The following is a 20,573-nucleotide window of genomic DNA, read 5'->3' on the forward strand; positions in this document are numbered from 1 at the left end:
CTGTCGCTGATCGGGCACCCGCTACACCAGGTGCGGTATCGACATTGAACTTACTCTGGAGTAAGTTCAATGTCGAGTGTGAACGACCCTGTCGAGTGCAGTAGCTGATCGCATACCCGCCCCTTCTCCTGGAGACCGACGTGACAAGCAGAGCCAGTAACCGCAGCCAGAAGCCGGCACCCGCACCCAAGTCCGGCGGTCGGCAGCTTCGCCCCGTCGCCATCGTCGGCGGCAACCGCATTCCGTTCGCACGCTCGGACCGGGCCTACGCGCGCGCGTCCAACCAGGACATGTTCACCGCGACGCTCGACGGGCTGGTGAGCCGCTTCGGCCTGCAGGGCGAGCGGCTCGGAATGGTGGCCGGCGGCGCGGTGCTCAAGCACAGCCGCGACTTCAACCTCATGCGCGAGTGCGTGCTCGGCAGCGCGCTGAGCCCCTACACCCCGGCGTTCGACCTGCAGCAGGCGTGCGGCACCGGCTTGCAGTCGATCGTCGCGGTCGGGGACGCCATCGCGTCCGGTCGCATCGACGCGGGTGTCGGCGGCGGCGTCGACACCACGTCCGACGCCCCGATCGGCGTCAACGACGAGCTGCGCGAGTTCCTGCTGTCGATGAACCGGGCCCGCTCCGCCGCGGACCGCGTCAAGCTGCTCGGCCAGGTGCGGCCGTCGATGCTCGGCATCGAGATCCCGCGCAACGGGGAGCCGCGGACCGGGCTGTCGATGGGCGACCACGCGGCGATCACCGCGAAGGAGTTCGGCGTCCGCCGCGAGGACCAGGACGAGCTGGCCGCCGCGAGCCACCGCAACATGGCCGCCGCCTACGACCGCGGCTTCTTCGACGACCTGGTCACCCCGTTCCTGGGCCTGACCCGCGACGACAACCTGCGTCCCGATTCCACGGTCGAGAAGCTCGCGAAGCTCAAGCCGGTGTTCGGCACCAAGCTCGGCGACGCGACGATGACTGCGGGCAACTCGACCCCGCTCACCGACGGCGCGTCCGCGGTGCTGCTGTCCACCGACGAGTGGGCGGCCGAGCGCAATCTGCCGGTGCTGGCGCACCTGGTGGACTCGGAGACCGCGGCCGTCGACTACGTCCACGGCGGCGACGGCCTGCTGATGGCCCCGACGTATGCGATCCCGCGGCTGCTGGCCCGCAACGGTCTGACTCTGCAGGATTTCGACTTCTACGAGATCCACGAGGCGTTCGCGTCGGTCGTCCTCGCGACGCTGCAGGCGTTCGAGTCCGACGAGTACTGCAAGGAGCGTCTGGGTCTGGACGGCGCGCTCGGCTCGATCGACCGATCCAAGCTCAACGTCAACGGCTCGTCCCTCGCGGCCGGTCACCCCTTCGCGGCCACCGGCGGCCGGATCGTCGCCTCGCTCGCGAAGATGCTGGCAGAGAAGGGCTCGGGCCGCGGTCTGATCTCGATCTGCGCGGCCGGCGGCCAGGGCGTCACCGCGATCGTCGAGGTCTGAGGCCGCGGCGGAACGGACGGATCCGGACGTCTGCCGGATCAGTGATGTAACGCCTCTCGCGTAGGGGCGATATTCCAGTCGGCCCCGTGTTGTTGCCTGACCCCCGACCTGGCAACTACACGGGGCCGCTCTACGTTTCCGGGTCGGCTGTGGCGGTGCGTGTGGTGCCGCGGGCGGGAATCCCGAGTGGTCGTTTCCAGCGTCCCGTCTACGCTGAACGGGAACGAATACGCAACGCAACGGCCCCGCACGGTGTCGATTCGGCAGGAGCCCACTTCATGAGCGACGAGCGCGACGGCGCCAAGGACCAGGAAAACCGCATGAATGGTCCGGAACCGGACGAGAATCCGACCGAGATCATGCCGGTGGTCCCGTCGGATCCAGCGGTTCCGCCGGTTGCCTCGGTTCCTTCGGTTCCTTCCGGGGCCGACGCCGCCTCCGAAGCTCCCACCGAGGTGTTCCCGACGATGCCGGATCCCGAGCAGGATTCGGCGCCGGATCCCACGCCCGAGCCGGAACCCGAAGCGGAGCAGCCGCCCGCGCCGGAGCAGGCCGACGCCGCTCCGCCGCGTCGATGGGTGAAGTACGCCGCCGTGGCCGGCGGCGTCGCCGCGGTCGGCGCGATCGCGTACGCGGTGGACTGGGTGGTTTCGGCCGATCGGGTGCCGCGCGGCGTCACCGTTGCCGGGGTGGACATCGGCGGTCAGAGCTCGGCCGCGGCGGAGGAGACGCTGCGTGCCGCGCTCGGGCCGCGGGTCGACCGTCCGGTGCCGGTGCGTGCCGGCAGCACCGACAGCGAGCTCGTGCCGGCCCAGGCCGGTGTCGGCGTCGACTGGGCGGCCACCGTCGACCGGGCGGGCGAGCAACCGATCAACCCGTTCACCAGGCTGGCCTCGCTGTTCGCCGACCACGAGATCGGCGTGGTGTCCACCGTCGACGACGCCGCGCTGACGTCGGCGATGGGCGGGGTCCAGCAGGAGACCGATCGCGCGCCGCGTGAGGGCAACGTCCTGTTCGAGGGTGCCCGGGTGGTCCCGGTGGCGCCGCTGCCGGGGCAGAGCCTGGAGGTGGACGCCGCCAAGAACACGTTCGTCGGCGAGTGGGCGTTCGGCACCACCGTCGACCTGCCGGTGGACACGGTCGACGTCACGGTCACGCAGGCCGGTGTCGATACCGCGGTCCGCGACGTCGCGACCCCTGCCGTGGCCACCGACGTCGTGGTGACCGGCAAGGACGGGGCGGTCGCGATGCTGCCCCGCGACCAGGTCGGCAAGGTGCTGACGTTCGTGCCCGACGGCGCCGGCGGACTGTCGCCGCAGTACAACGCCGAGGCCGCGACCGCTGTCCTGGCGCCGCAGCTGGCGAGCACCGAGATCAAGCCCAAGGACGCGCAGATCACCCTGTCGGGCGGTTCGCCGCAGGTGGTTCCGTCGGTGATGGGCGACATGGTCCAGTGGCCCAAGACGCTCGAGCCCCTGCCGGCGCTGCTGGCCGCGCCCGGCCAGCGCACCACCCCGGCGATCTACGAACCCGCCCAGCCCGCGCTCACCACCGAGGGCGCCAACGCGCTCGGCATCCGCGAGGTGATCGGCGAATTCACTACCGGCGGCTTCGAATACGCGTCGGGCGTGAACATCCGGCTCGCGGCGAGCGCCATCAACGGCGCCATCGTCAAGCCGGGAGAGACGTTCTCGTTCGATGCCCAGACCGGTCCTCGCGGCTCGGCGCAGGGCTATGTCGACTCGGGCATCATCAACAACGGGCGCCCCGACAAGGCCGTCGGCGGCGGCATCAGCCAGCTCGCGACCACCCTCTACAACGCCACGTACTTCGCGGGCATGGAGGACGTCGACCACACCGAGCACAGCTACTACATCTCGCGCTACCCGGCGGCGCGCGAGGCGACGGTGTTCGAAGGCGCGATCGACCTGAAGTTCCGCAACCCCTCCAAGACCGGTGTCATGATCCAGACGATCGGCACCAGTTCGAACATCACCGTCCGCATCTGGGGCACCAAGACCGTCGACGTGCAGTCGGTGACGGGCAACCGGACCAACCAGACCTCACCGGACACGATCACGCTGCCGGCCGGCCCGCACTGCGTGGCGTCCGGCGGCGCACCGGGATTCACGGTCAGCGACACGCGGATCATCACCGATGCGAACTCCGGCGGCGAGGTCTCGCGGCACACCCGCACGGTGAAGTACGACCCGGTGCCGATCGTGAAGTGCGTGTCGAACGAGCCCTCTTCGGCGCCGTCGAACGCGACGTCGGCGCCCGCGGGTGGGGGACGCTGACCCGCTCACACCTCGATCGGCGGGTGCAGTCGCATCAGCGTCCACGTCCGATCGCGCCGCACCGACAGCGCGCTCGCGGCCAGCGACGCCAGCAGCAGCCCGAGCAGGACCGCGATCGACACCCACAGCCGGGAGTCGATACCGCCGACGGTGAGCTGTCGTAACCCGTTGACGGCATAGGTCATCGGGTCGAACGGGTGCAGGATCTGGAACGGTTTCGCCGTGGTCTCCACGGGGTAGATGCCGCCGGCGGACACCAGTTGCAGCATCAGGAAGGCGAGCGTGACGACGCGTCCGACGGCGGGTCCGAAGATCGCGTTGAAGGCCTGGATCAGAGCCATGTAGGTGAGGGCGACGAGGCCCAGGAACGCGATGGTGACGAACACGTAGACCGGCACCAGCCCGACGCCGAAGTGCACCACGACGTACATCACCAGCACCTGCGCGACCGCGATCAGCGCCGCCGGCCAGTACGACGCGAGCACCACCCGCAGCGCGCCGAGTTCCGTCGAGATCGGCCTGTTCTGGATGGGCCGCAACAGCATCCACGTGATGATGCCGCCGACGAACAGCGCCAGCGGCAGGAAGAACGGGGCGAATCCGGTGCCGAACGTCTTGGCGGGGTTCTCGTGGTGCTGGTCCAGCGCTACGGGCGCGGACACGGTCTGCGCGACGACGGTGCGCTGCTGCGGATCCCACTTCGGTACCTGCTCGCTGCCCTGCTTCAGCTGCGACGCGAGTTCCCCGGAGCCGTTCTTCAGCTGGGTGGTGCCGGCCGCCAGTTGACTCGTGCCCTGCGCGAGGGTCTCACCGCCACCGGACAACTGGGCCAGGCCGTCGTCGAGGGCGTGGGCGCCGGACGCGGCCTGCTGTCCGCCGGACTGCAGCTGGGACAGCCCGTCGCGCAGCTGTCCGGAACCGGCCGCGGCCTGCGCCATCCCGGACCGGTAGGGGCTCGACGGGTCGCCGAGCTGGAACGCGAGCTGCTGGGCGCCGTCCCGCAGCTGGCCCAGCTGGGCGAGGGTCGCGGCGTCGAGCGCGGGTCCGAGCGTTCCCGCCACCCGGTCGACGAGCTGGTTCACACCGGCGCTGAGCTGTCCGGCGCCGTCGCCGAGCGCGACCGTCGCACCCGAGAGTTGATCCATTCCACCGGCGAGTGCCGACGCACCACCGGCGGCGGCATCGATACCCCCGGAGAGCTGGGTGGTGCCGTCCGCGAGCGCCGTCGACCCGGTGTGCGCGGTGGTCAGGCCGTCGGCGAGAGTGCGGGATCCGCCCGCGAGTTGTTGCGCCCCTGCATCGACGGCCTGCGCGCCCGTCGCGAGTTGTCCAGCGCCGTCGGCGGCCCTGCGCAGCCCGTCCCCGGCGGCGCCGAGCCCGACCAGCACCTGGTTCACCGTCTGCTCGCCGATCTGCGCACCGACGATATTGAGGATCTGCTGCGCGGCGTTCTGCCCGATGACGGTGCCGAGGTAGTTGTTGGCGTCGTTGTAGGTGAAGACGATTCGCGCCTTCTGCGGGTCGGGTCCGGTGGGGGAGGCCACGGACCGGCTGAAGTCGCCGGGCAGCGTCACGGAGAAGTAGTACCGTCCGGACGCGACGCCGGTCGACGCCTCGTACGCGGTGACCTCGTGGAAGTCGAGGCCCCCCGAATCCTTCAGCCCCTGCGCCACCTGATCGCCGGCGTCGAGCGGCTTGCCGTCCACGACGGTGCCCTGATCGCTGTTGACGAGGGCCACCGGGATCTTGCCCGTCGCCGCGAACGGATCCCAGAACGCCCACAGGTACAGCGCGCCGTACAGCAGCGGCATCAGCACGATGGTCACCAGCGCGACGCGCGGCATCAGCCCGCGCGAGAATCGCTTGAGTTCGGTACCGAGCGACATCCCAGCGAGCATGACTACACCTCGGCTTCGGGCAGCGAATGGAATTCGTGGGCGGGCGAATTCGGTGGCAGCGGATTGACCGCGGACGCGATCACCGTCTGCCGCGCCCCGAGCAACGACAGGTGTTCGACGAGCAGCGCCCGATCGTGTTCCTCCCGAACCTGTTCGAGGTCGTCGATCAGCAGCAGCGGCGGCACCTGCGTGTTCGCGACGGCGATCCGCAGCAGGAGGTTGTCGAGTTCGCCCAGATCGCTGACGTAGTCGGTGAGTTTCGGCAGCGGCCGGTCCCCGAACACGGGGGCGCACACCTGCTCGAGTTCACGCTGCCCGGCCCGGCGAATCAACAGGTACCACGTTGCGTCCCACCGGATCTGTTCCGTGATGAGGTCGCGCACGGTGACCGACTCGGAGATGGTGTCGATTCCCGCGAACCCGGCGATCGCGGACACGGCGCGGATCGCCGCCGGTTTGGTCCGTCCCAGCACGCTCAGCTGCCCCGACGACGGTCTCATCCGTCCGCCCAGCGTCAGCAGCAGCGACGTGCGCCCCGATCCGGCGAATCCCTGGACCACCGCCAGACCCCCGAACGGGATGCGCAGATTCACCGGTCCGAATACCGGCCCCAGCGAGCCGCCGCGGGTCAGTCCCTTCGCGACGACGGCCGGCGGTGGGTCGGGGTGTCCGGAGCGCCCGATTTGCTCGTCCATGCTGGTCACAGCGGCTCACCAACCTCGGTTCCGTGGCAGGGATCGACATTGTCAAGCCAAACACAACCGGGCGATCCGCGCCGGGCTCACCGCCGGAATCTGGACGTCCGCCCCCTCATCGCCCGCACACGAGTCTCCGCACGGACTCGGGCTGGGGAATGTCCTCGCGCACCCAGGGTGCGGGTATCGGCTCGCCGGGGACCGTTCGCAGCGGGACCACGCCGGCCCATCCACCGGACTGCTCCGACGGTTCGGGTGGCGGCGCGTCGCGCACCTTGACTGTCCAGCATCCGGGCTCGATGGGCAGGGTCATCGCGAGGGTCGCCGCGAGTTCCTTCTTCGTGTGGGTGCGCACCTCCGAGCTGCGGCCGGGAATGAGCGAATCGGACATCAGATCGAGGGCGTGCACCGCCTCGCCCCTGCCGAACTCGCCGAGATTCCCCCGTACGACGGCCGAGCGGTAGTTGGCCGTGGAGTCGAAAAGGGTGTCGGCCACGACGATCCCGTCGAGCATCGTGACCGAGAAGGCGGCCGGCGCGCCGGCGGCGACGTGCCGCAGGGCGCCGGCACCCGTCGATCCGTGCAACACGATCTCGTCGCCGAGGCGGGCGTAGAGCATCGGCACGACCCAGGGCAATCCGTCCACCACCGTGGCGAGGGTGCCGACGGCAGCGGCGTCGAGCACCGCGTCGAGTTCGAGTCGACGGCTGCGGGCAAGGTCGGGGTATCTCCGGATGCGGTCCATGCACGGAATCGTCCGCGATTTCCGGACTGTCGAGTAGGTCCGGAAAGGCCTCCAACTGGTAGACCACTATTCTGGCCGGCGTGGCCCGCCATTCCCCCGAACTGAACCTGACCCTGCGGCTGCCTGTGGGCGAGTCGCCACTGCGGCACCGCATCGCGGAGGCCGTCGTCGAACAGATCCGAGTGGGTCGGTTGGGTCCCGGCGATGCGCTCCCGTCGACGCGCATGCTGGCCGCGGACCTCGGGGTGGCCAGAACCTCCGTGGTCGAGGCGTACGACGAGCTCGGCGCCGCCGGCTACGTCGTCGCGCGACCCGGGTCCGGCACTCGGATCGCCGCCGGCGCGGACTCCGCGGCAGCCGCGGGCGCCGCCTCGCACGTCCGGCCGACCGCCGCGGTCACCGCGGTGCCACACGCGTCCGGGCAGAGGCCGCCGACGTGGACGTGGGATCTCACCCCGGGCCATCCCGATACGGCCCTGATCTCCACCACGGACTGGCGCCGCGCCTGGCGCGCGGCCGCAGCGGTACCGGTACCCGCCTCGTCGGGACCCGAGGCGCACGCGGAGCTTCGGCTCGCCCTGGCCGGACACCTGCGCCGCACCCGCGGCATCGTCACGGAGCCGGACGAACTGGTCATCGTGCCGGGTGTGGCGTCCGCCCTGCGCGCCCTCACCGCGGCGGCGGGACTCGTCGGACGTGACGTCGCGTTCGAGGAGCCCGGCTATGTCGAGGCGCGGCGCGTGCTCCAGCTGGCCGGAGTCCGCCCCCGCCCCGTCGCGGTCGACGTGGACGGACTCGACCCGGCAGCGCTGCGGGAGACCGACGCGGGCGTGTATTGCACTCCGGCGCACCAGTATCCGCTCGGTGCGCGGCTGCCCGTGTCCCGCCGGGCCGGCCTCGTCGCGTGGGCCGTCGAATCGGGGGGCCTGCTGATCGAGGACGACTACGACGGCGAGTTCCGGTACGACGTGTCCGCGCTGCCGGCGCTGCGCAGCGTGGACGGTGGGCGTGATTGCGTGGCCTACATCGGCACGGCATCCAAGGTCGTCACGCCGTCGTTGCGGCTGGCCTGGCTGCTGCCGCCGCGACATCTCCGGGATCCGGTGGCCCAGGCGCTCGCGTTCAGTGGTGAGAGTGCCTGCGCGGTAACGGCTCTCGCGTTGGCGCGGTTCATCGAGTCGGGCGCCCTGACCCGCCACCTGGCCAAGGCGTCGCGCACCTATTCCGCCCGCCGTTCCGCGCTGGTCGACGCGCTCCGGCGGCACTGCGCGGGTGTCGGGTTGGCTGGCGTCGAGGCGGGCCTGCATCTGGTGGTCCGGCTTCCCGACGGCACCGATGACAGTGCGATATCCGCTGCCCTGCGCCGCCGCGGCGTCACGGTACCGCCGCTGTCCTCGTTCGTCGCCGGCCCCGACGGCCCCCGTGGACTGGTGTGCGGATACGCGTGCCTCCCGGAAACTCGGGCGGACGAGGTGGCGGCCGTCGTCGCCGACGCCCTGCGACGGCACTTCGGGTGAAACCCGAAACGTCACAGACAGCAAAGCGCCCGGCCGGGAACGACGTTCCCGGCCGGGCGCTTTCGTGATTCAGCGGATCAGAACGCCGCCTCGTCCAGCTCCATGATGTCGTTGTCGAGGTGCGACAGGATGGTGCGGGTCGCGGTCAGCTCGGGCAGCACGTTCTTCGCGAAGAACGATGCCGTCGCGACCTTGCCCTCGTAGAACGGCTTGTCCTTGTCCGAGGCACCCGCGTCGAGCGCCTTCAGTGCGATCCCGGACTGCTGCAGCAGCCGCCAGCCGATGAGCAGGTCGCCGACCGACATCAGGAAGCGCACCGAACCGAGACCCACCTTGTACAGCTCGGTGGGCTGCTCCTGCGCACCCATGAGGTGTCCGGTGAGGACCGCGGCCATCGACTGGACGTCCTCGAGGGCGGTCGCGAGCAGCGCGCGCTCGGCCTTGAGGCGACCGTCGCCGTCCTCGCTGTCGATGAACTTCTTGACCTCGCCGGCCACGTGGGCCAGCGCGACGCCGCGGTCGCGGGCGATCTTGCGGAAGAAGAAGTCCTGCGCCTGGATGGCAGTGGTGCCCTCGTACAGCGAGTCGATCTTCGAGTCGCGGATGTACTGCTCGATCGGGTAGTCCTGCAGGAAGCCCGAACCGCCCAGGGTCTGCAGGCTCTCCGTCAGGTACTGGTAGGCCCGCTCCGAGCCGACGCCCTTGACGATCGGCAGCAGCAGGTCGTTGACGCGGTCCGCCAGCTGAGGGTCGGCGCCCGACACCAGCTGAGCCATCTCCGGATCCTGGTGTGCGGCGGTGTACAGGTACACGCTGCGCATGCCCTCGGCGTACGCCTTCTGCATCGCCAGGCTGCGACGGACGTCGGGGTGGTGGGTGATGGTGACGCGCGGCGCGGACTTGTCCGTCATCTGCGTCAGGTCGGCGCCCTGGACGCGCTGCTTGGCGTAGTCGAGCGCGTTGAGGTAGCCGGTCGACAGCGTCGAGATGGCCTTGGTGCCCACCATCATGCGGGCGTGCTCGATGACGTCGAACATCTGCGCGATGCCGTTGTGGACGTCGCCGACCAGCCAGCCGACGGCCGGGACGCCGTGGCCACCGAAGGTGAGCTCACACGTCGCGGACGCCTTGAGGCCCATCTTGTGCTCGACGTTGGTGACGAAAGCACCGTTGCGCTCGCCCAACTCGTTCTTCTCGAAGTCGAAGTGGAACTTCGGGACGAAGAACAGCGACAGGCCCTTGGTGCCCGGGCCGGCGCCCTCGGGGCGGGCGAGGACCAGGTGGAAGATGTTCTCGAACAGGTCGTCCGAGGTGGCGGAGGTGATGAAGCGCTTCACGCCCTCGATGTGCCACGTGCCGTCGTCCTGCTTGACGGCCTTGGTGCGGCCGGCGCCGACATCGGAACCGGCATCCGGCTCCGTCAACACCATCGTGGCGCCCCAGCCGCGCTCGACGCAGGTTGCGGCCCACTGCTTCTGCTCGTCGGTGCCGTTGTTGAAGAGCACGTTCGCGAACGAGGGTCCGGCCTGGTACATGAAGGCGGCGGGCTGCGCACCCAGCAGCATCTCGGCGATGGCCCACACGATGGTGCGGGGCACCGGCACGCCGCCGATCTCCTCGCTCAGGCCCATCCGGTACCACTCGGCGTCCCACATCGCCTTGAACGACTTCTTGAAGGACTCCGGCAGGGTCGCCTCGTGCTTCTCGGGGTCGAAGACGGGCGGGTTGCGGTCGGCGTCGGCAAAGGCCTCACCGAGCGGGCCCTCGGCCAGACGCGCGACCTCGGACAGCATGTCCTTGACGGTGTCGGCGTCGAGGTCCCCCCACACGCCCTCACTCAGCGGCTTGTCCAGACCCAGGACCTCGAAGAGGTTGAACTCGAGGTCTCGGACATTGCTCTTGTAGTGGCCCATGTTTTCTCCCTGAAGTGGCACTGCGTGGTGCGGTCTGTCTTTCCGTCGAGTACCGCCCAAGTAGCTACTCGTCGGTAACTTAGCCGATGTTACCCGCGATTAAGTTAGCTGCCAAGGGCAGGTCTGCGAGCGACCAGGAGTGCGTCGATCGCGGTGCCGCCTTCGACGTCCCGGTAGCGTCTTTCGGCCACCGTCACGTCGAGGCGTCCGTCCAGATCGTCCTTCAAATCTTCGGGGGTGTAAAGGATTTCGGGGTCCGGCGGGCCGCCGATGCCCTCGGTGAGGTTGATCGTGTCGTGCCCGAGGATCATGAGGATTCCCTCGGGTTCGAGCGCGTCGATGATGCGGCTCACAAGTTCGCGGCGCTGTGTTCGTTCGAGGTGAACGAAGATCATGAGAACCAGGTCATAGCCCGACGGATCGGTCAGGGCGTCGGGCGCCGTGATGTCGTCGACCACGTAGTCGAGGCGCTCGCGCACCGATCGGGGTGCCTGCGTCGCGACCCGCCGGGCCTTCTCGATCGCGACCGAGGAGAAGTCCACCCCGGTGGTCCGCCACCCGCGGGTCGCGAGCCACAGCGCGTGGCGGCCCTCGCCGCACGCGAGGTCCAGCGCCCGGCCCGGGGGGAGTGACGTCGCGAACTCGACCACCACCGGATTCGGCGGCGTGCCCCACACCATGTCGGTCTGCGAATACCGGTCGTCCCAGTCCTGTGCGTCCATGGACACGACGGTATAGCCGGGCGACATCCTGCGCCCGGTGTGCTCGCCGCTGTTCAGCTCACGTTTGCGGCGGGGTTGGATTGTCGGCTCAGCCGACGGTGATCCGGCGGTGCGCCAGCTTCCAGCGCCCGTCCTCCCAACGATGGGTGTCGTCGTAGCGGCCGACGCCGGCCAGTCGCGGTTCGGTGGTGGTGTCGCGGAAGAACAGCCAGTACGCCGTCGACGACGCCTCCGACTCCGAGTCCAGCGACACGGAGACGGTCGTGATGACGTGCCGGCTCGACGTGCCCGGACCCTGGACGCCGCCGGCGCGGCGCTCGCGCACGCCCTCCTCGATCAGCGCGATGCCCTGGCGCAGCTGGGCGGCCATTCCGGTCACGGGGTTCGGCTGCGACTCCCAGATCGCGTCGGCCGTGAAGTGTTCGAGGTATTCCTCGACGGTGCCGTCGTCGGCGAGCTGTGCGATGCGGGCCAACAGGTCCTGAATCTCGCCGCGCGGGTCGGTGCTCGTCTGCTGCTCCATGTCGTCTCCTCGCTATGAACCAATCGTTTGCTTGGGACGCTAGCGGCTCCGTGTCGTCAGTTCCAGGCTCCGTGCCAGTACGCGGCATTCTGCGATGTCTGCCGGACAACCGCGTCGGGTTCGGGTGTGGCCGGCCAGATCGTGACGAGGTATCGGTCGGGTCCCTCGCCGGTGTCCATGTCGTGTCCGGTGTCCATGCCCGTGGCGCAGTATCGGACGCGGTACGTGCCGGGGGAGAGTGGGAGGGCGTCGCCCACGATGTCGCCGCCCCACTCCTGCAGTTCCAGACCGTCCGAGCGGCGGACGGTCAGTGGCGCCTCGACCGCTTCCTCCCAGTCGCCGACCTCATCGGGGGCGCCGGACATGACCTGGACGGTCAGCGCGACGGTGCCGGTGTGCAGGCCGGTCACGAACCACGCGACGCCCGGTTCGGCGGTTCCGCACAGGCCATTTCGTTGCCCGGCGAACCCGTTCCCCATGTCCTCGCCGAACGCTCCGGGTTCGGCGATATAGAACTGGCCGTACGCGACGTTGATCCGGTCGCTGAAGACGACGAGTGCACCCCGTCCGCCGGTCGGGTCCGAGCCGGGACGTGCCTCGACGGGGGCCGGCGGTTCCTGGTGCGGAATGGACTCCTTGAACCGGCCGAGTTCGTCGTCCGTCAGTTGGATCCCGCTGCGCAGGCACCACTTCCAGCCGCGGTCCTGCCAGCGGACTTCGTGCGGGTAGCCGCCGTAGTCGAGTTCCTGCGGCGACTTCGTCCCGGCCGGCCAGCGCGTCAGTTGCGCACCGCCGTCCACGGCGAGGTTCATCGTGACCGTTCCCGTATCCGGGTCGCCGCTGGACAACTCGACCCGAAAACCCGTGGGCCAGTAAGTCGGTGTGGGAAGCCCGAGGTCCGTCATCCGCTGCAGCTTCTCCTGCCGGAGGCGCCACTCATCGGGGCGCTCGGTGTACGGCCCCGTCCACGTGAACGTCTCGTCCGGGACCTGCGCATCGAGCTCGAAGTCGAGTAGTTCCAACCGCATCGAGCCGTCCAGAAGCTCCAACGCAATCACCACGCCGGTCTTCTCGTCGAATGTCACGTCGGCCGTGGCCCCCATACGCCGGTCCCTGATCCGAACTTGCCATCCGTCGCGGCCGCCCACCGACACGTCGCACGGTGGACCCTCAGGTTCCACCAGCGGTTCGTGGTGTTGACCGATCTCCCACATGCGAAACGCCTCGGTGAGCTGCGACGGATGCCCGCCGCCCCACATCGTGTGCGAGTTGTCGGGCTGCAGTTCCATGTCGCCGTCCGGCGTGCGGTGGAACCGTCGAGCGGGGCCTTCGATGATTCGAGGCGTCCCGTCGCGTTCCGTCCGCCAGAGCCCCGGCGGCGCGTGCCAGAAGCGTTCGACGTACGTGGTGTCGCCGACCGTAGCTCGCATGGTGCCGGCGATGGACCGCCCGGCCGAACCGAAGTTGCGGCCACGGAGATCGTGCCAGGTGGGATCGCTGCTCATCTGCCGACCATACCCACCGAACCGACCGGTTTGCCCGATCTGTCGGGTCAGCGCTGCAGCGTCGTGTGCATCAGTAGCACGTTGTAGTTGGTGTGCACCGTGGTGAGGAAGTAGAGGTCGGGGCCGGACGACCACGGGTGCATGTACGCGCCGTACATCGTGGGGAGTTCGTTGCCGTCGATGAGCACTTCGGGTTCGCTCCACGGCCCCGTGGGCGTGGGCGCGCGCCGCATGACGACGGAGTTGCGGTTGTCGGTCGTCAGCATGAGGTACTGGCCCAGGAAGTCGTTGTACTGCACCGAGATCTCGCCGACGCCGCCGAAGACGATCGGCGCCGCGACGTCGGGATTCTTCGGCACCCACTTCCCGCCGTCCCAGTACTCGTACGCCCCGAGGTCGCGGATCTTCTGCTTCGGCACGCGCGCGACGTAGACCAGTCCACCGCGCCCGGCGGGGGTGCCGTACTGATAGACGAATCCGTCGGCCTGGAGGAAGGCGCCCATCTGGAAATTGCGGTTACCGCCGTCCGGAGGGCGACGGGTCTCCGTGGCCTCGATCCAGTTCTCGCCGTCGTCGGTCGAGAACGCCAGGCCCGAGTAGTTGGTGTCCCACCTGCCCGGCTCGCCCCAGTCCTTGACGGACATCATGCTCATGTACTGCACGCCGTCGACCGCGACGCCCGCGGTCGGGATGCGGCTGATCTCGACGAACGGGATCTTGGGGCTGGGCATGAGTTCCTTCGACTGGCCGACGATGTCGCGCGGCGTGCTGTCGAAGGTCATGCCGTCGGCGAGGTTGTGGTCGGAGCTGCGGAAGAGGACATTGCTGCGCCACGACCAGAGGCTGCCGGCCAGCAGATTCGGGATGCCGAGCCCCGCGGTGTCGCCGAACGCCGTGAGGACCTGCCCGCTGCCGTTGTCCCACATGATGCCCAGGTCGGTGCCGAGCACGTTGGTGTCCTGCGTGCGGTTCGCGCTCAGGAGCCCGGTTGCCTGGGCGACCACTTGGCTGCGTCCGTGCAGGGCCGGTAATCCGTTCGTGCCATTGAGCACAGGAATCGGATTGACCGAATTCGGATCGGCGCCTGCGGGGGTGGAAAACGCAAGGAAGGACGCCGACGCGCATATCAGAGACGCGATTGCGGCGTGTGGTCGGTTCAGCCTCACGGATGTCTCCATCTGTGGTGGATATCGGTATCTACCTGGTCTTATGTCCAGATTTGAGCCGGTTGATCATTCGTGTAAGCGCGTTACACGCTAGCAGGAGGATTGATTTCGACGACGGGGATCCGGGCATTGATGCAATGGCGCTGCCGCCATTTCTGGAATTGTCCGGATCGGAATGGGAGAGGTGTTGGGGGTGAAATGTCTCGGGTGTCCTGCCCGATCCGGCGCGGCGAACGGCGTCGTGCGCGGTGGAGATCGGTATACCCGAGTGATAGTGCAGGTCCGCTTCGCGAAGTACCGTGTCGAGGTGGGAGGGGGCCGTGCGAGCTCCCGGATATTGGCTGTAGAGGAGACTAAACATGGTTGCGCAGATCTCGAACTCCACCGAGGTCAGGCAGGCCGCCATCCTCGGGTTGGGGGTTTACCGCCCGGAGCGGGTCGTGAGCAACGACGAGATCTGCCAGACGATCGACTCCACCGACGAGTGGATCCAGACGCGGTCGGGCATCAAGAACCGCCGTTTCGCCAACGACGACGAGTCCGTGCTGGCGATGGCCATCGCGTCGGGCCGCAAGGCACTCGAGGCGAGCGGCATCAAGGGCGAGCAGATCGGCGCCGTCGTCATCGCGACGTCCACCTACCCGGCCCAGACGCCGCAGTGCGCCTCGCTCGTCGCCGAGGCGCTCGGCACGGGCGGATCGGCCGCGTTCGACCTGACGGCCGGCTGCGCGGGCTTCTGCTACGCGCTGTCCGTCGCCTCGGACATGGTCCGCGTCGGCACGGAGGACTACGTGCTCGTCGTCGGCGTCGAGCGGATGACCGACAGCACCGAGCCGACGGACCGCACCGTGCGGTTCATCTTCGGTGACGGCGCCGGCGCGGTCGTCGTCGGCCCGAGCGAGACGCCGGGCATCGGTCCGGTCGTGTGGGGCTCGGACGGCTCCCAGGCCGACGCGATCCGCCAGGAGCCGGACTGGCTCACGTACACGAAGGACCCGTCGCAGCGTCCGTGGATCAGGATGGAGGGCACGACGGTCTTCCGCTGGGCCGCCTTCGAGGTGGGCAAGATCGCGTTGAAGGCCGCCGAGCGGGCCGGTGTCGCGCTCGAGGATCTGGGTGCGTTCATCCCGCACCAGGCGAACGGCCGCATCAACGAGGTCATCGCCCGCCAGATCAAGCTGCCCGAGACCGTTCCGGTGTCCGATGACATCGCCGAGACCGGTAACACGTCCGCGGCCTCGATTCCGCTGGCGATGGAGGAAGTGATCCGCACGGGCAAGGCGAAGCCGGGCGAGCTGGCGCTGCTGGTCGGCTTCGGTGCCGGCCTGTCGTACGCCGGCCAGGTCGTCACGCTGCCGCCGCTCGCGCAGGACTGACCAACTTCTCGATCGAAACGGTGGGCCCGCTCGTGCGGGCCCACCGTTTCTTCGTCAGCGCCCGGCGAGGAAGTCGTCGATCATCGCCAGTTCGTCCTCGTCGAGGGGGCGGCGCAGGTGCGTGGTGTTGCGGGCGACCTGCGCGGGCGTGGCCGAGCCGATCAGGACGGAGGCGACGTGGGGCTTGGCGTCGAGCCACGCGACCGCCAGTTCGGACAGCTGACGGTCGAGCTTGCTCGCGAGCGTCAGCAGTTCCTCGACGCGGGTGAGGGCGTCGTCGGTGGCGGTGGCCGCGAAGTACTCGGACTTGTCGAAGCGCGAGCCCTTGGGGAAGTCGCTGCCCCGGCGGTACTTGCCGGTGAGCAGGCCCGCGGCCAGCGGGTAGTAGGGGATCACCGCGAGGTCCCGCTGTTCGCAGGTCGGCACGATCGCGGCTTCGACCTTGCGCTCGAGGAGGTTCCACTCGATCTGCGCGGCCACGAAGCGTGGCAACCCGCGCTCGCTCGCGGTTTCGACCGCCCGATCGATCTGCTGCGCCGAACTGTTGGAGCATGCGATGTGCCGCACCTTGCCGGCCTGCACCAGTTCGTGAAGCGCGCCGAGTGTGTCCTCGATCGGGACGGTCGGGTCGGGCATGTGCTGGTAGTAGAGGTCGATGTGGTCGACGCCCAGCCGGCGCAGGCTGGCATCGCACGCGCGCCGGACGTAGTCGGGCGACGAACCTTTGTCGGTCTCGCCCATGGGTGCGCCGAACTTCGTTGCCACGACGGCCTGGTCGCGGCGGCCGTCGAGTGCAGCGCCGAGGATCTTCTCCGACTCCCCGGCGGAGTAGACGTCGGCCGTGTCGAAGAAGGTGATCCCCTGCTCGAATGCGGCGTCGACCACGGCGCGGGACTCCGCCTCGTCGATCCGCGAACCGAAGTTGTTGCAGCCGAGGGACACCGTCGACACGACGAGGTCGGTCCCGGGGAGGGTGACGTACTGCATGGTGGGGGACATCGAACTCCTGACGCTGACACTCGGGCGGTCGGACGATCTGCCCGATTCGGACTGTACGTCCGGGTGGTGGAGCCCGCGAGGCCGAATTCCGGTGTGTGGTAACCCACCGAAGGGTGATTTTTCGGACCGGATAGTATTCGCTCGCTGCGAACGTATGTGCGAGAGATGAGGGTTCGATGCGTCGAGTTCTGGCCGTGTTCGGGTCGGTATGTATCGCCGTGCTCATGGCGATCGGTTACGTCCTCGTCGACGAGTGGCTGGGGACCGACGGTGGGCAGGATTCCGGCTCCACCCCGCACACGATTCCTGCGGGTGAACTCACCGGCCTGCTCGCGCAGGTGACGGTCGCACCCGAACTGCCGATGACGGGCTACAGCCGTGAGCAGTTCCCGCACTGGGATCAGAACACACCCGAACACGGATTCGGTGCCGAGTTCGCGCAGTACAGCCGGTGCACGACGCGCGACGTGATGATGCTGCGCGACGCGGTCGGCCCCGTGCAACTGGATCCGAAAACATGTGCGCTGACAGTCGGTTCCGGCGGCGGCTGGCAGGACGAGTACGGCTTCATCGACCGGAAGACCGGCGAGTTGAAGCCGTACAAGTGGATGACGGCCTCGTCGGAGGTCGACGCGGAGCACATCGTCCCCCTGGCGGAGGCGTGGCGCTCGGGGGCCTCCAAACTGGACGAGGCCACCCGCCGCAACATCGCCAACGACGCAGTCAATCTCGTGGCGGCGGATCCGTCGGCCAATCGGTCGAAGGGTGACCAGGACGCGGCGAACTACCTGCCGCCCGGGAAGTTCCGGTGCACGTACGTCGATCGATACCTCCAGGTGAAGGTAAAGTACGGCCTAGCTGTCGACTCCGCCGAGCAGGCCGCCCTGCGGACCGCCGTCGACGACTGTGTCCGTCAAGGAGGGGCCGGATAAACGACATCGTCGCGATCCCCGTGCAGGCCGCCGTCATGACCGAAGAGGAAGGGACGGTGTCCGGAGCCCTCGACGTCACGCTCGACGCCGAGGGCCGAGGTCTGGTCCGCTATCGCGACACCGAGTCCTGGTTGACGATAGGCAACCTCGACGACGAACCACCCCGTACGTGGGCGACGGTCACCGACCTGGCCGAGGCGATCGAGGCCGACATCGGGGCCCGCGACGCGGCCGGCAACGTGATCCCCTTCGAGGCGTGACGGGCGGTTGCCCGGCTCAGATCCCGACGGCGGTCTCGAGGGCGTCCAGTTCGGCGTCGAGACCGCCGAGGATCCGCCCCAGCTGCGGCATCGCGCGACGGCAACCGGTGAGGCCGAACGCGATCGCGTCGTCGGTACTGGTGCAGGTGATGTTGAGGGCCTGGCCGTCGAGCGGGAGCGAGAGCGGGTAGAGCGCCTCGAGCCGCGCGCCGTTCCAGTACAACGGGACATTCGGCCCCGGGACGTTGGAGATGACGAGGTTGTAGGGCGGTCGCACCGGTCCGTGGTGTCCCAGCAGCATGTCGAGCGCCAGCGGCGCGGATCCGAGCGCGGCCGTCGCTAGGATCTGCGCGGTGCTCATGCTGCTCAGTGCGGCTTTGCCCTCGGCCATGGACGTGTGGATCCGGCCGAGTCGCTCGGCGGGGTCGGTGAGGTCGGTCCCGAGATTGCACATGAGGGTGCCGATCCGGTTGCCGCTCTGGTCGCCCGAGGTCCCGATCTGCTGCGGCTGGTCCCGTTCGCCGCGCAGCGACACGGGCACCATCGCGACCAGCGAACGGTCGGGGAGGGCTCCGTCCTCCGCGAGGTAGCTGCGCAGAGCACCGGAGCACATCGCCAGCACGACGTCGTTGATCGTGGCGTCGGCGTACTTGGCGACCATGCGCAACCGGTCGAGTGACCAACTGCGGGCGGCGAATTGGCGGGCTCCGGTGATCGGCACGTTGAAGACCGAGTGCGGGGCTGCGAACGACACAGGCCCACCCTGGTTCCGGAGGGCGCGCAGTACCGAATCGGTCACCGCGGGGACCAGCCCGGTGGCTTCCCCCACGACGTCGACAGCGGTGCGCACGGCGGACAGGGGCAGGTCGAGCAATCCACTGTCGACGGCGGGACGCTCGGTGTGGCCCCGGGGTTCCCATGGGGCCGGCATGTCCCGCTTCTCGGAGTCGATGCTCAGCGAGCGGCGCAGCAGGCGCATCGCGCTGACGCCGTCGGCGACACTGTGGTGGATCTTGGTGTAGACCGCGTAGCGACCGTTGGAGAGGCCCTCGATGAGGTGCATCTCCCAGAGGGGGCGGTTGCGGTCCAGCAGCGTGCTGTGCAGTCGAGACACCAGCGCGGACAACTCGCGCATCCCGCCGGGCTGGGCGAGGGCGTCGTGCCGGATGTGGTGTCCGATGTCGAACTGGGTGTCGGTTTCCCAACTCCACTGTCCGAGTGACGAAATCGATCGCCGAGGGCGCTTCCCGAGCAGCGGAGTGACCTGGTTGCGGGCGATCGCCGTGTCGAGCATCTCGCGGACGTCGTGGGCATCGGCGCCGTCCGGTGGCTGCAGCAGGACGAGTCCGCCGACGTGCATGGGATGCTCCCGAGACTCACCGTGGAGGAAAACGGAATCGGCCGGTGACATGGGGAGCGGCATACAGTTCGCCCTTCGGTCGTTGTAGGCCCGGAGAATCGGGCTGGGGATGTGGTGTCGATCACGGAATGTGTTGTCAGTTGTACGTTATTGACAGCGACCGCGCTACCTGTCAAACGTTCAGGTAGATGGGCATTTTTGGGTGTTTGTCGGAAGTGTCGGTGGATTCGTCCGGTTGCCCGCCGTCGTCTTCGGACAAAGCGGGTGTTCTCCCGCGCGGAATCGACGGAAATTCGGTCTCGGAGAGATGCGCGGGACCGTGGTCGTTCCGGGTGAACACGCCGGACGACCGCGGGAACGGATTGTCCGCGTTCTACTTTGCGTCGATCTGCGCTGTGCCCCGGCCGCGGATGACCGGCCTGGGCGGCGGTGTCATCGCGAGGGGTGGCGGGATTGTGGGTCGAAGCGTCCGGAAGGCGGGTGCTGCGTGGGCGTCAGTCGCGCGGGTGGGGGGCGTCCTGGGACTCGAGCCCCGCCGGATTCCAGTCGAGTGTGGATCCGAGCTCTTCGCGGTCGGCGCGCCGAATACTGCGACCGATCAGCACCGCCGCTCCGAGGGCGACGATGATCCACGCCCCCAGCGCGATCCACAACCAAGACATGTTTATTTTTCTAGCACCGCAACCTGTGAAAAGACCATGGGTGAGCTGAGAGGAACCTCACGTGAGCGAGAGGGACTCCGGGGCGGTGCGGAAACGGGTGCGGGCGTCGTGCACGGTCAGTACCGGCACCTCGAGAGCGCGGACCTGAACCAGCAGGCCGGCTTCGGCGGCGGTGCAGATCCCGTCGAGGACGTCGTCGTCGACCACCGCGTAGTCGAGTTGTCCCTCGGCCACGTCGCGGCGGCCGTAGCCGAGCTCGCGGGCCAGCTCGCGGGCCTCGTCCAGGGCGGCGGAGCTGCCGATGAACACTACGTCGCCCCTGACGGTCGAGGTGGCCGCCTGATCTCCGAGTTCGTGGTTCATGAGACTCCTTGCTTGCGACTTTTGGCAGTGCAGTACCGGTTCGAGCATCGTGTGCGTGCTCGCCTGGAGTGGGCCTCGCCGATCGCGGGGCTATCGAATGGTAGAGCGCCGAGTGCGCGCCCGCTCGCTTCGACAGCACTGCACCGGTCAAGTGTGCCGGGT

The 20,573-nt window shown here is 68.6% G+C and carries 18 protein-coding genes; 6 read left to right on the plus strand and 12 right to left on the minus strand.

Annotation, left to right across the window (positions count from 1 at the left end; translation table 11 throughout):
- Positions 1 to 140: 140 nt before the first annotated feature.
- Positions 141 to 1,478, plus strand: coding sequence for an acetyl-CoA C-acetyltransferase (locus tag ABI214_RS17455; RefSeq protein ID WP_348603772.1), 1,338 nt, complete (start codon positions 141 to 143; stop codon positions 1,476 to 1,478).
- 278 nt (positions 1,479 to 1,756) lie between these two features.
- Complete coding sequence (locus tag ABI214_RS17460) at positions 1,757 to 3,775, plus strand: VanW family protein (RefSeq protein ID WP_348603773.1); 2,019 nt, start codon at positions 1,757 to 1,759, stop codon at positions 3,773 to 3,775.
- A gap of 5 nt (positions 3,776 to 3,780) precedes the next feature.
- Here the strand turns inward: ABI214_RS17460 and ABI214_RS17465 are convergent, their stop codons facing one another.
- The 3 genes from ABI214_RS17465 to ABI214_RS17475 all read right to left on the minus strand — a co-directional run bounded on the left by ABI214_RS17465 (position 3,781) and on the right by ABI214_RS17475 (position 7,113).
- Entirely contained in the window at positions 3,781 to 5,673 is a 1,893-nt protein-coding gene (locus ABI214_RS17465) for a YhgE/Pip domain-containing protein (protein WP_348603774.1), read from the minus strand.
- 2 nt (positions 5,674 to 5,675) lie between these two features.
- Positions 5,676 to 6,368, minus strand: a complete 693-nt coding sequence (locus tag ABI214_RS17470) for a hypothetical protein (RefSeq protein ID WP_348603775.1) — start codon at positions 6,366 to 6,368, stop codon at positions 5,676 to 5,678.
- 115 nt (positions 6,369 to 6,483) lie between these two features.
- On the minus strand, positions 6,484 to 7,113 hold the full coding sequence (locus ABI214_RS17475) for a pyridoxamine 5'-phosphate oxidase family protein (RefSeq protein WP_348603776.1): 630 nt from the start codon (positions 7,111 to 7,113) through the stop codon (positions 6,484 to 6,486).
- An 80-nt stretch (positions 7,114 to 7,193) separates the two neighbouring features.
- Here ABI214_RS17475 and ABI214_RS17480 point away from each other — a divergent pair, with 80 nt between their 5' ends.
- Entirely contained in the window at positions 7,194 to 8,630 is a 1,437-nt protein-coding gene (locus tag ABI214_RS17480; RefSeq protein WP_348603777.1) for a PLP-dependent aminotransferase family protein, read from the plus strand.
- Between the two features lie 77 nt (positions 8,631 to 8,707).
- On the opposite strand, the gene ABI214_RS17485 is transcribed toward ABI214_RS17480, so the two are convergent.
- From ABI214_RS17485 to ABI214_RS17505, 5 genes are all read right to left on the minus strand, one after another.
- Positions 8,708 to 10,543: an acyl-CoA dehydrogenase gene (locus tag ABI214_RS17485; protein ID WP_348603778.1), complete on the minus strand. Its 1,836-nt coding sequence runs from the start codon at positions 10,541 to 10,543 to the stop codon at positions 8,708 to 8,710.
- 104 nt (positions 10,544 to 10,647) lie between these two features.
- The gene (locus ABI214_RS17490; RefSeq protein WP_348603779.1) at positions 10,648 to 11,265 is read right to left on the minus strand and encodes a class I SAM-dependent methyltransferase; all 618 of its coding nucleotides are present in this window, start codon (positions 11,263 to 11,265) and stop codon (positions 10,648 to 10,650) included.
- A gap of 88 nt (positions 11,266 to 11,353) precedes the next feature.
- Positions 11,354 to 11,788: a nuclear transport factor 2 family protein gene (locus tag ABI214_RS17495; RefSeq protein ID WP_348603780.1), complete on the minus strand. Its 435-nt coding sequence runs from the start codon at positions 11,786 to 11,788 to the stop codon at positions 11,354 to 11,356.
- Between the two features lie 56 nt (positions 11,789 to 11,844).
- On the minus strand, positions 11,845 to 13,293 hold the full coding sequence (locus tag ABI214_RS17500; RefSeq protein ID WP_348603781.1) for a hypothetical protein: 1,449 nt from the start codon (positions 13,291 to 13,293) through the stop codon (positions 11,845 to 11,847).
- 47 nt (positions 13,294 to 13,340) lie between these two features.
- Positions 13,341 to 14,471: a DUF4185 domain-containing protein gene (locus ABI214_RS17505; RefSeq protein WP_348603782.1), complete on the minus strand. Its 1,131-nt coding sequence runs from the start codon at positions 14,469 to 14,471 to the stop codon at positions 13,341 to 13,343.
- A 347-nt stretch (positions 14,472 to 14,818) separates the two neighbouring features.
- On the opposite strand from ABI214_RS17505, the gene ABI214_RS17510 reads away from it, so the two are divergent.
- Positions 14,819 to 15,835, plus strand: coding sequence for a beta-ketoacyl-ACP synthase III (locus ABI214_RS17510; protein WP_348603783.1), 1,017 nt, complete (start codon positions 14,819 to 14,821; stop codon positions 15,833 to 15,835).
- Between the two features lie 54 nt (positions 15,836 to 15,889).
- Here the strand turns inward: ABI214_RS17510 and ABI214_RS17515 are convergent, their stop codons facing one another.
- Positions 15,890 to 16,834 carry an aldo/keto reductase gene (locus tag ABI214_RS17515; protein ID WP_348603785.1) on the minus strand — a complete coding sequence of 315 codons (945 nt, stop codon included), beginning with the start codon at positions 16,832 to 16,834 and terminating at the stop codon, positions 15,890 to 15,892.
- A 176-nt stretch (positions 16,835 to 17,010) separates the two neighbouring features.
- Between ABI214_RS17515 and ABI214_RS17520 the strand changes: the two genes are divergently transcribed.
- Complete coding sequence (locus tag ABI214_RS17520; protein WP_348603786.1) at positions 17,011 to 17,766, plus strand: HNH endonuclease family protein; 756 nt, start codon at positions 17,011 to 17,013, stop codon at positions 17,764 to 17,766.
- A 35-nt stretch (positions 17,767 to 17,801) separates the two neighbouring features.
- Entirely contained in the window at positions 17,802 to 18,026 is a 225-nt protein-coding gene (locus ABI214_RS17525) for a hypothetical protein (protein WP_348603787.1), read from the plus strand.
- A 16-nt stretch (positions 18,027 to 18,042) separates the two neighbouring features.
- Here ABI214_RS17525 and ABI214_RS17530 read toward each other — a convergent pair whose 3' ends face one another.
- The 3 genes from ABI214_RS17530 to ABI214_RS17540 all read right to left on the minus strand — a co-directional run bounded on the left by ABI214_RS17530 (position 18,043) and on the right by ABI214_RS17540 (position 20,411).
- Positions 18,043 to 19,449, minus strand: coding sequence for a WS/DGAT/MGAT family O-acyltransferase (locus tag ABI214_RS17530; RefSeq protein ID WP_348603788.1), 1,407 nt, complete (start codon positions 19,447 to 19,449; stop codon positions 18,043 to 18,045).
- Between the two features lie 431 nt (positions 19,450 to 19,880).
- Positions 19,881 to 20,048, minus strand: a complete 168-nt coding sequence (locus ABI214_RS17535; RefSeq protein WP_348603789.1) for a hypothetical protein — start codon at positions 20,046 to 20,048, stop codon at positions 19,881 to 19,883.
- A gap of 57 nt (positions 20,049 to 20,105) precedes the next feature.
- Positions 20,106 to 20,411, minus strand: coding sequence for a hypothetical protein (locus ABI214_RS17540; protein ID WP_348603790.1), 306 nt, complete (start codon positions 20,409 to 20,411; stop codon positions 20,106 to 20,108).
- Positions 20,412 to 20,573 lie beyond the last annotated feature (162 nt).

The sequence above is a fragment of the Prescottella soli genome (assembly GCF_040024445.1).
GTDB classification, from domain to species: Bacteria; Actinomycetota; Actinomycetes; order Mycobacteriales; family Mycobacteriaceae; genus Prescottella; species Prescottella soli.

Bases quoted from the DNA above. Each gene is read 5' to 3' on its own strand.
- ABI214_RS17485 (WP_348603778.1), bottom strand. From the start codon at position 10,543: ATGGGCCACTACAAGAGCAATGTCCGAGACCTCGAGTTCAACCTCTTC.
- ABI214_RS17540 (WP_348603790.1), bottom strand. From the start codon at position 20,411: ATGAACCACGAACTCGGAGATCAGGCGGCCACCTCGACCGTCAGGGGC.
- ABI214_RS17520 (WP_348603786.1), top strand. From the start codon at position 17,011: ATGCGTCGAGTTCTGGCCGTGTTCGGGTCGGTATGTATCGCCGTGCTC.
- ABI214_RS17495 (WP_348603780.1), bottom strand. From the start codon at position 11,788: ATGGAGCAGCAGACGAGCACCGACCCGCGCGGCGAGATTCAGGACCTG.
- ABI214_RS17515 (WP_348603785.1), bottom strand. From the start codon at position 16,834: ATGTCCCCCACCATGCAGTACGTCACCCTCCCCGGGACCGACCTCGTC.
- ABI214_RS17535 (WP_348603789.1), bottom strand. From the start codon at position 20,048: ATGTCTTGGTTGTGGATCGCGCTGGGGGCGTGGATCATCGTCGCCCTC.
- ABI214_RS17530 (WP_348603788.1), bottom strand. From the start codon at position 19,449: ATGCCGCTCCCCATGTCACCGGCCGATTCCGTTTTCCTCCACGGTGAG.
- ABI214_RS17525 (WP_348603787.1), top strand. From the start codon at position 17,802: ATGACCGAAGAGGAAGGGACGGTGTCCGGAGCCCTCGACGTCACGCTC.
- ABI214_RS17490 (WP_348603779.1), bottom strand. From the start codon at position 11,265: ATGGACGCACAGGACTGGGACGACCGGTATTCGCAGACCGACATGGTG.
- ABI214_RS17460 (WP_348603773.1), top strand. From the start codon at position 1,757: ATGAGCGACGAGCGCGACGGCGCCAAGGACCAGGAAAACCGCATGAAT.
- ABI214_RS17510 (WP_348603783.1), top strand. From the start codon at position 14,819: ATGGTTGCGCAGATCTCGAACTCCACCGAGGTCAGGCAGGCCGCCATC.
- ABI214_RS17470 (WP_348603775.1), bottom strand. From the start codon at position 6,368: ATGGACGAGCAAATCGGGCGCTCCGGACACCCCGACCCACCGCCGGCC.
- ABI214_RS17500 (WP_348603781.1), bottom strand. From the start codon at position 13,293: ATGAGCAGCGATCCCACCTGGCACGATCTCCGTGGCCGCAACTTCGGT.
- ABI214_RS17505 (WP_348603782.1), bottom strand. From the start codon at position 14,471: ATGGAGACATCCGTGAGGCTGAACCGACCACACGCCGCAATCGCGTCT.
- ABI214_RS17475 (WP_348603776.1), bottom strand. From the start codon at position 7,113: ATGGACCGCATCCGGAGATACCCCGACCTTGCCCGCAGCCGTCGACTC.
- ABI214_RS17465 (WP_348603774.1), bottom strand. From the start codon at position 5,673: ATGCTCGCTGGGATGTCGCTCGGTACCGAACTCAAGCGATTCTCGCGC.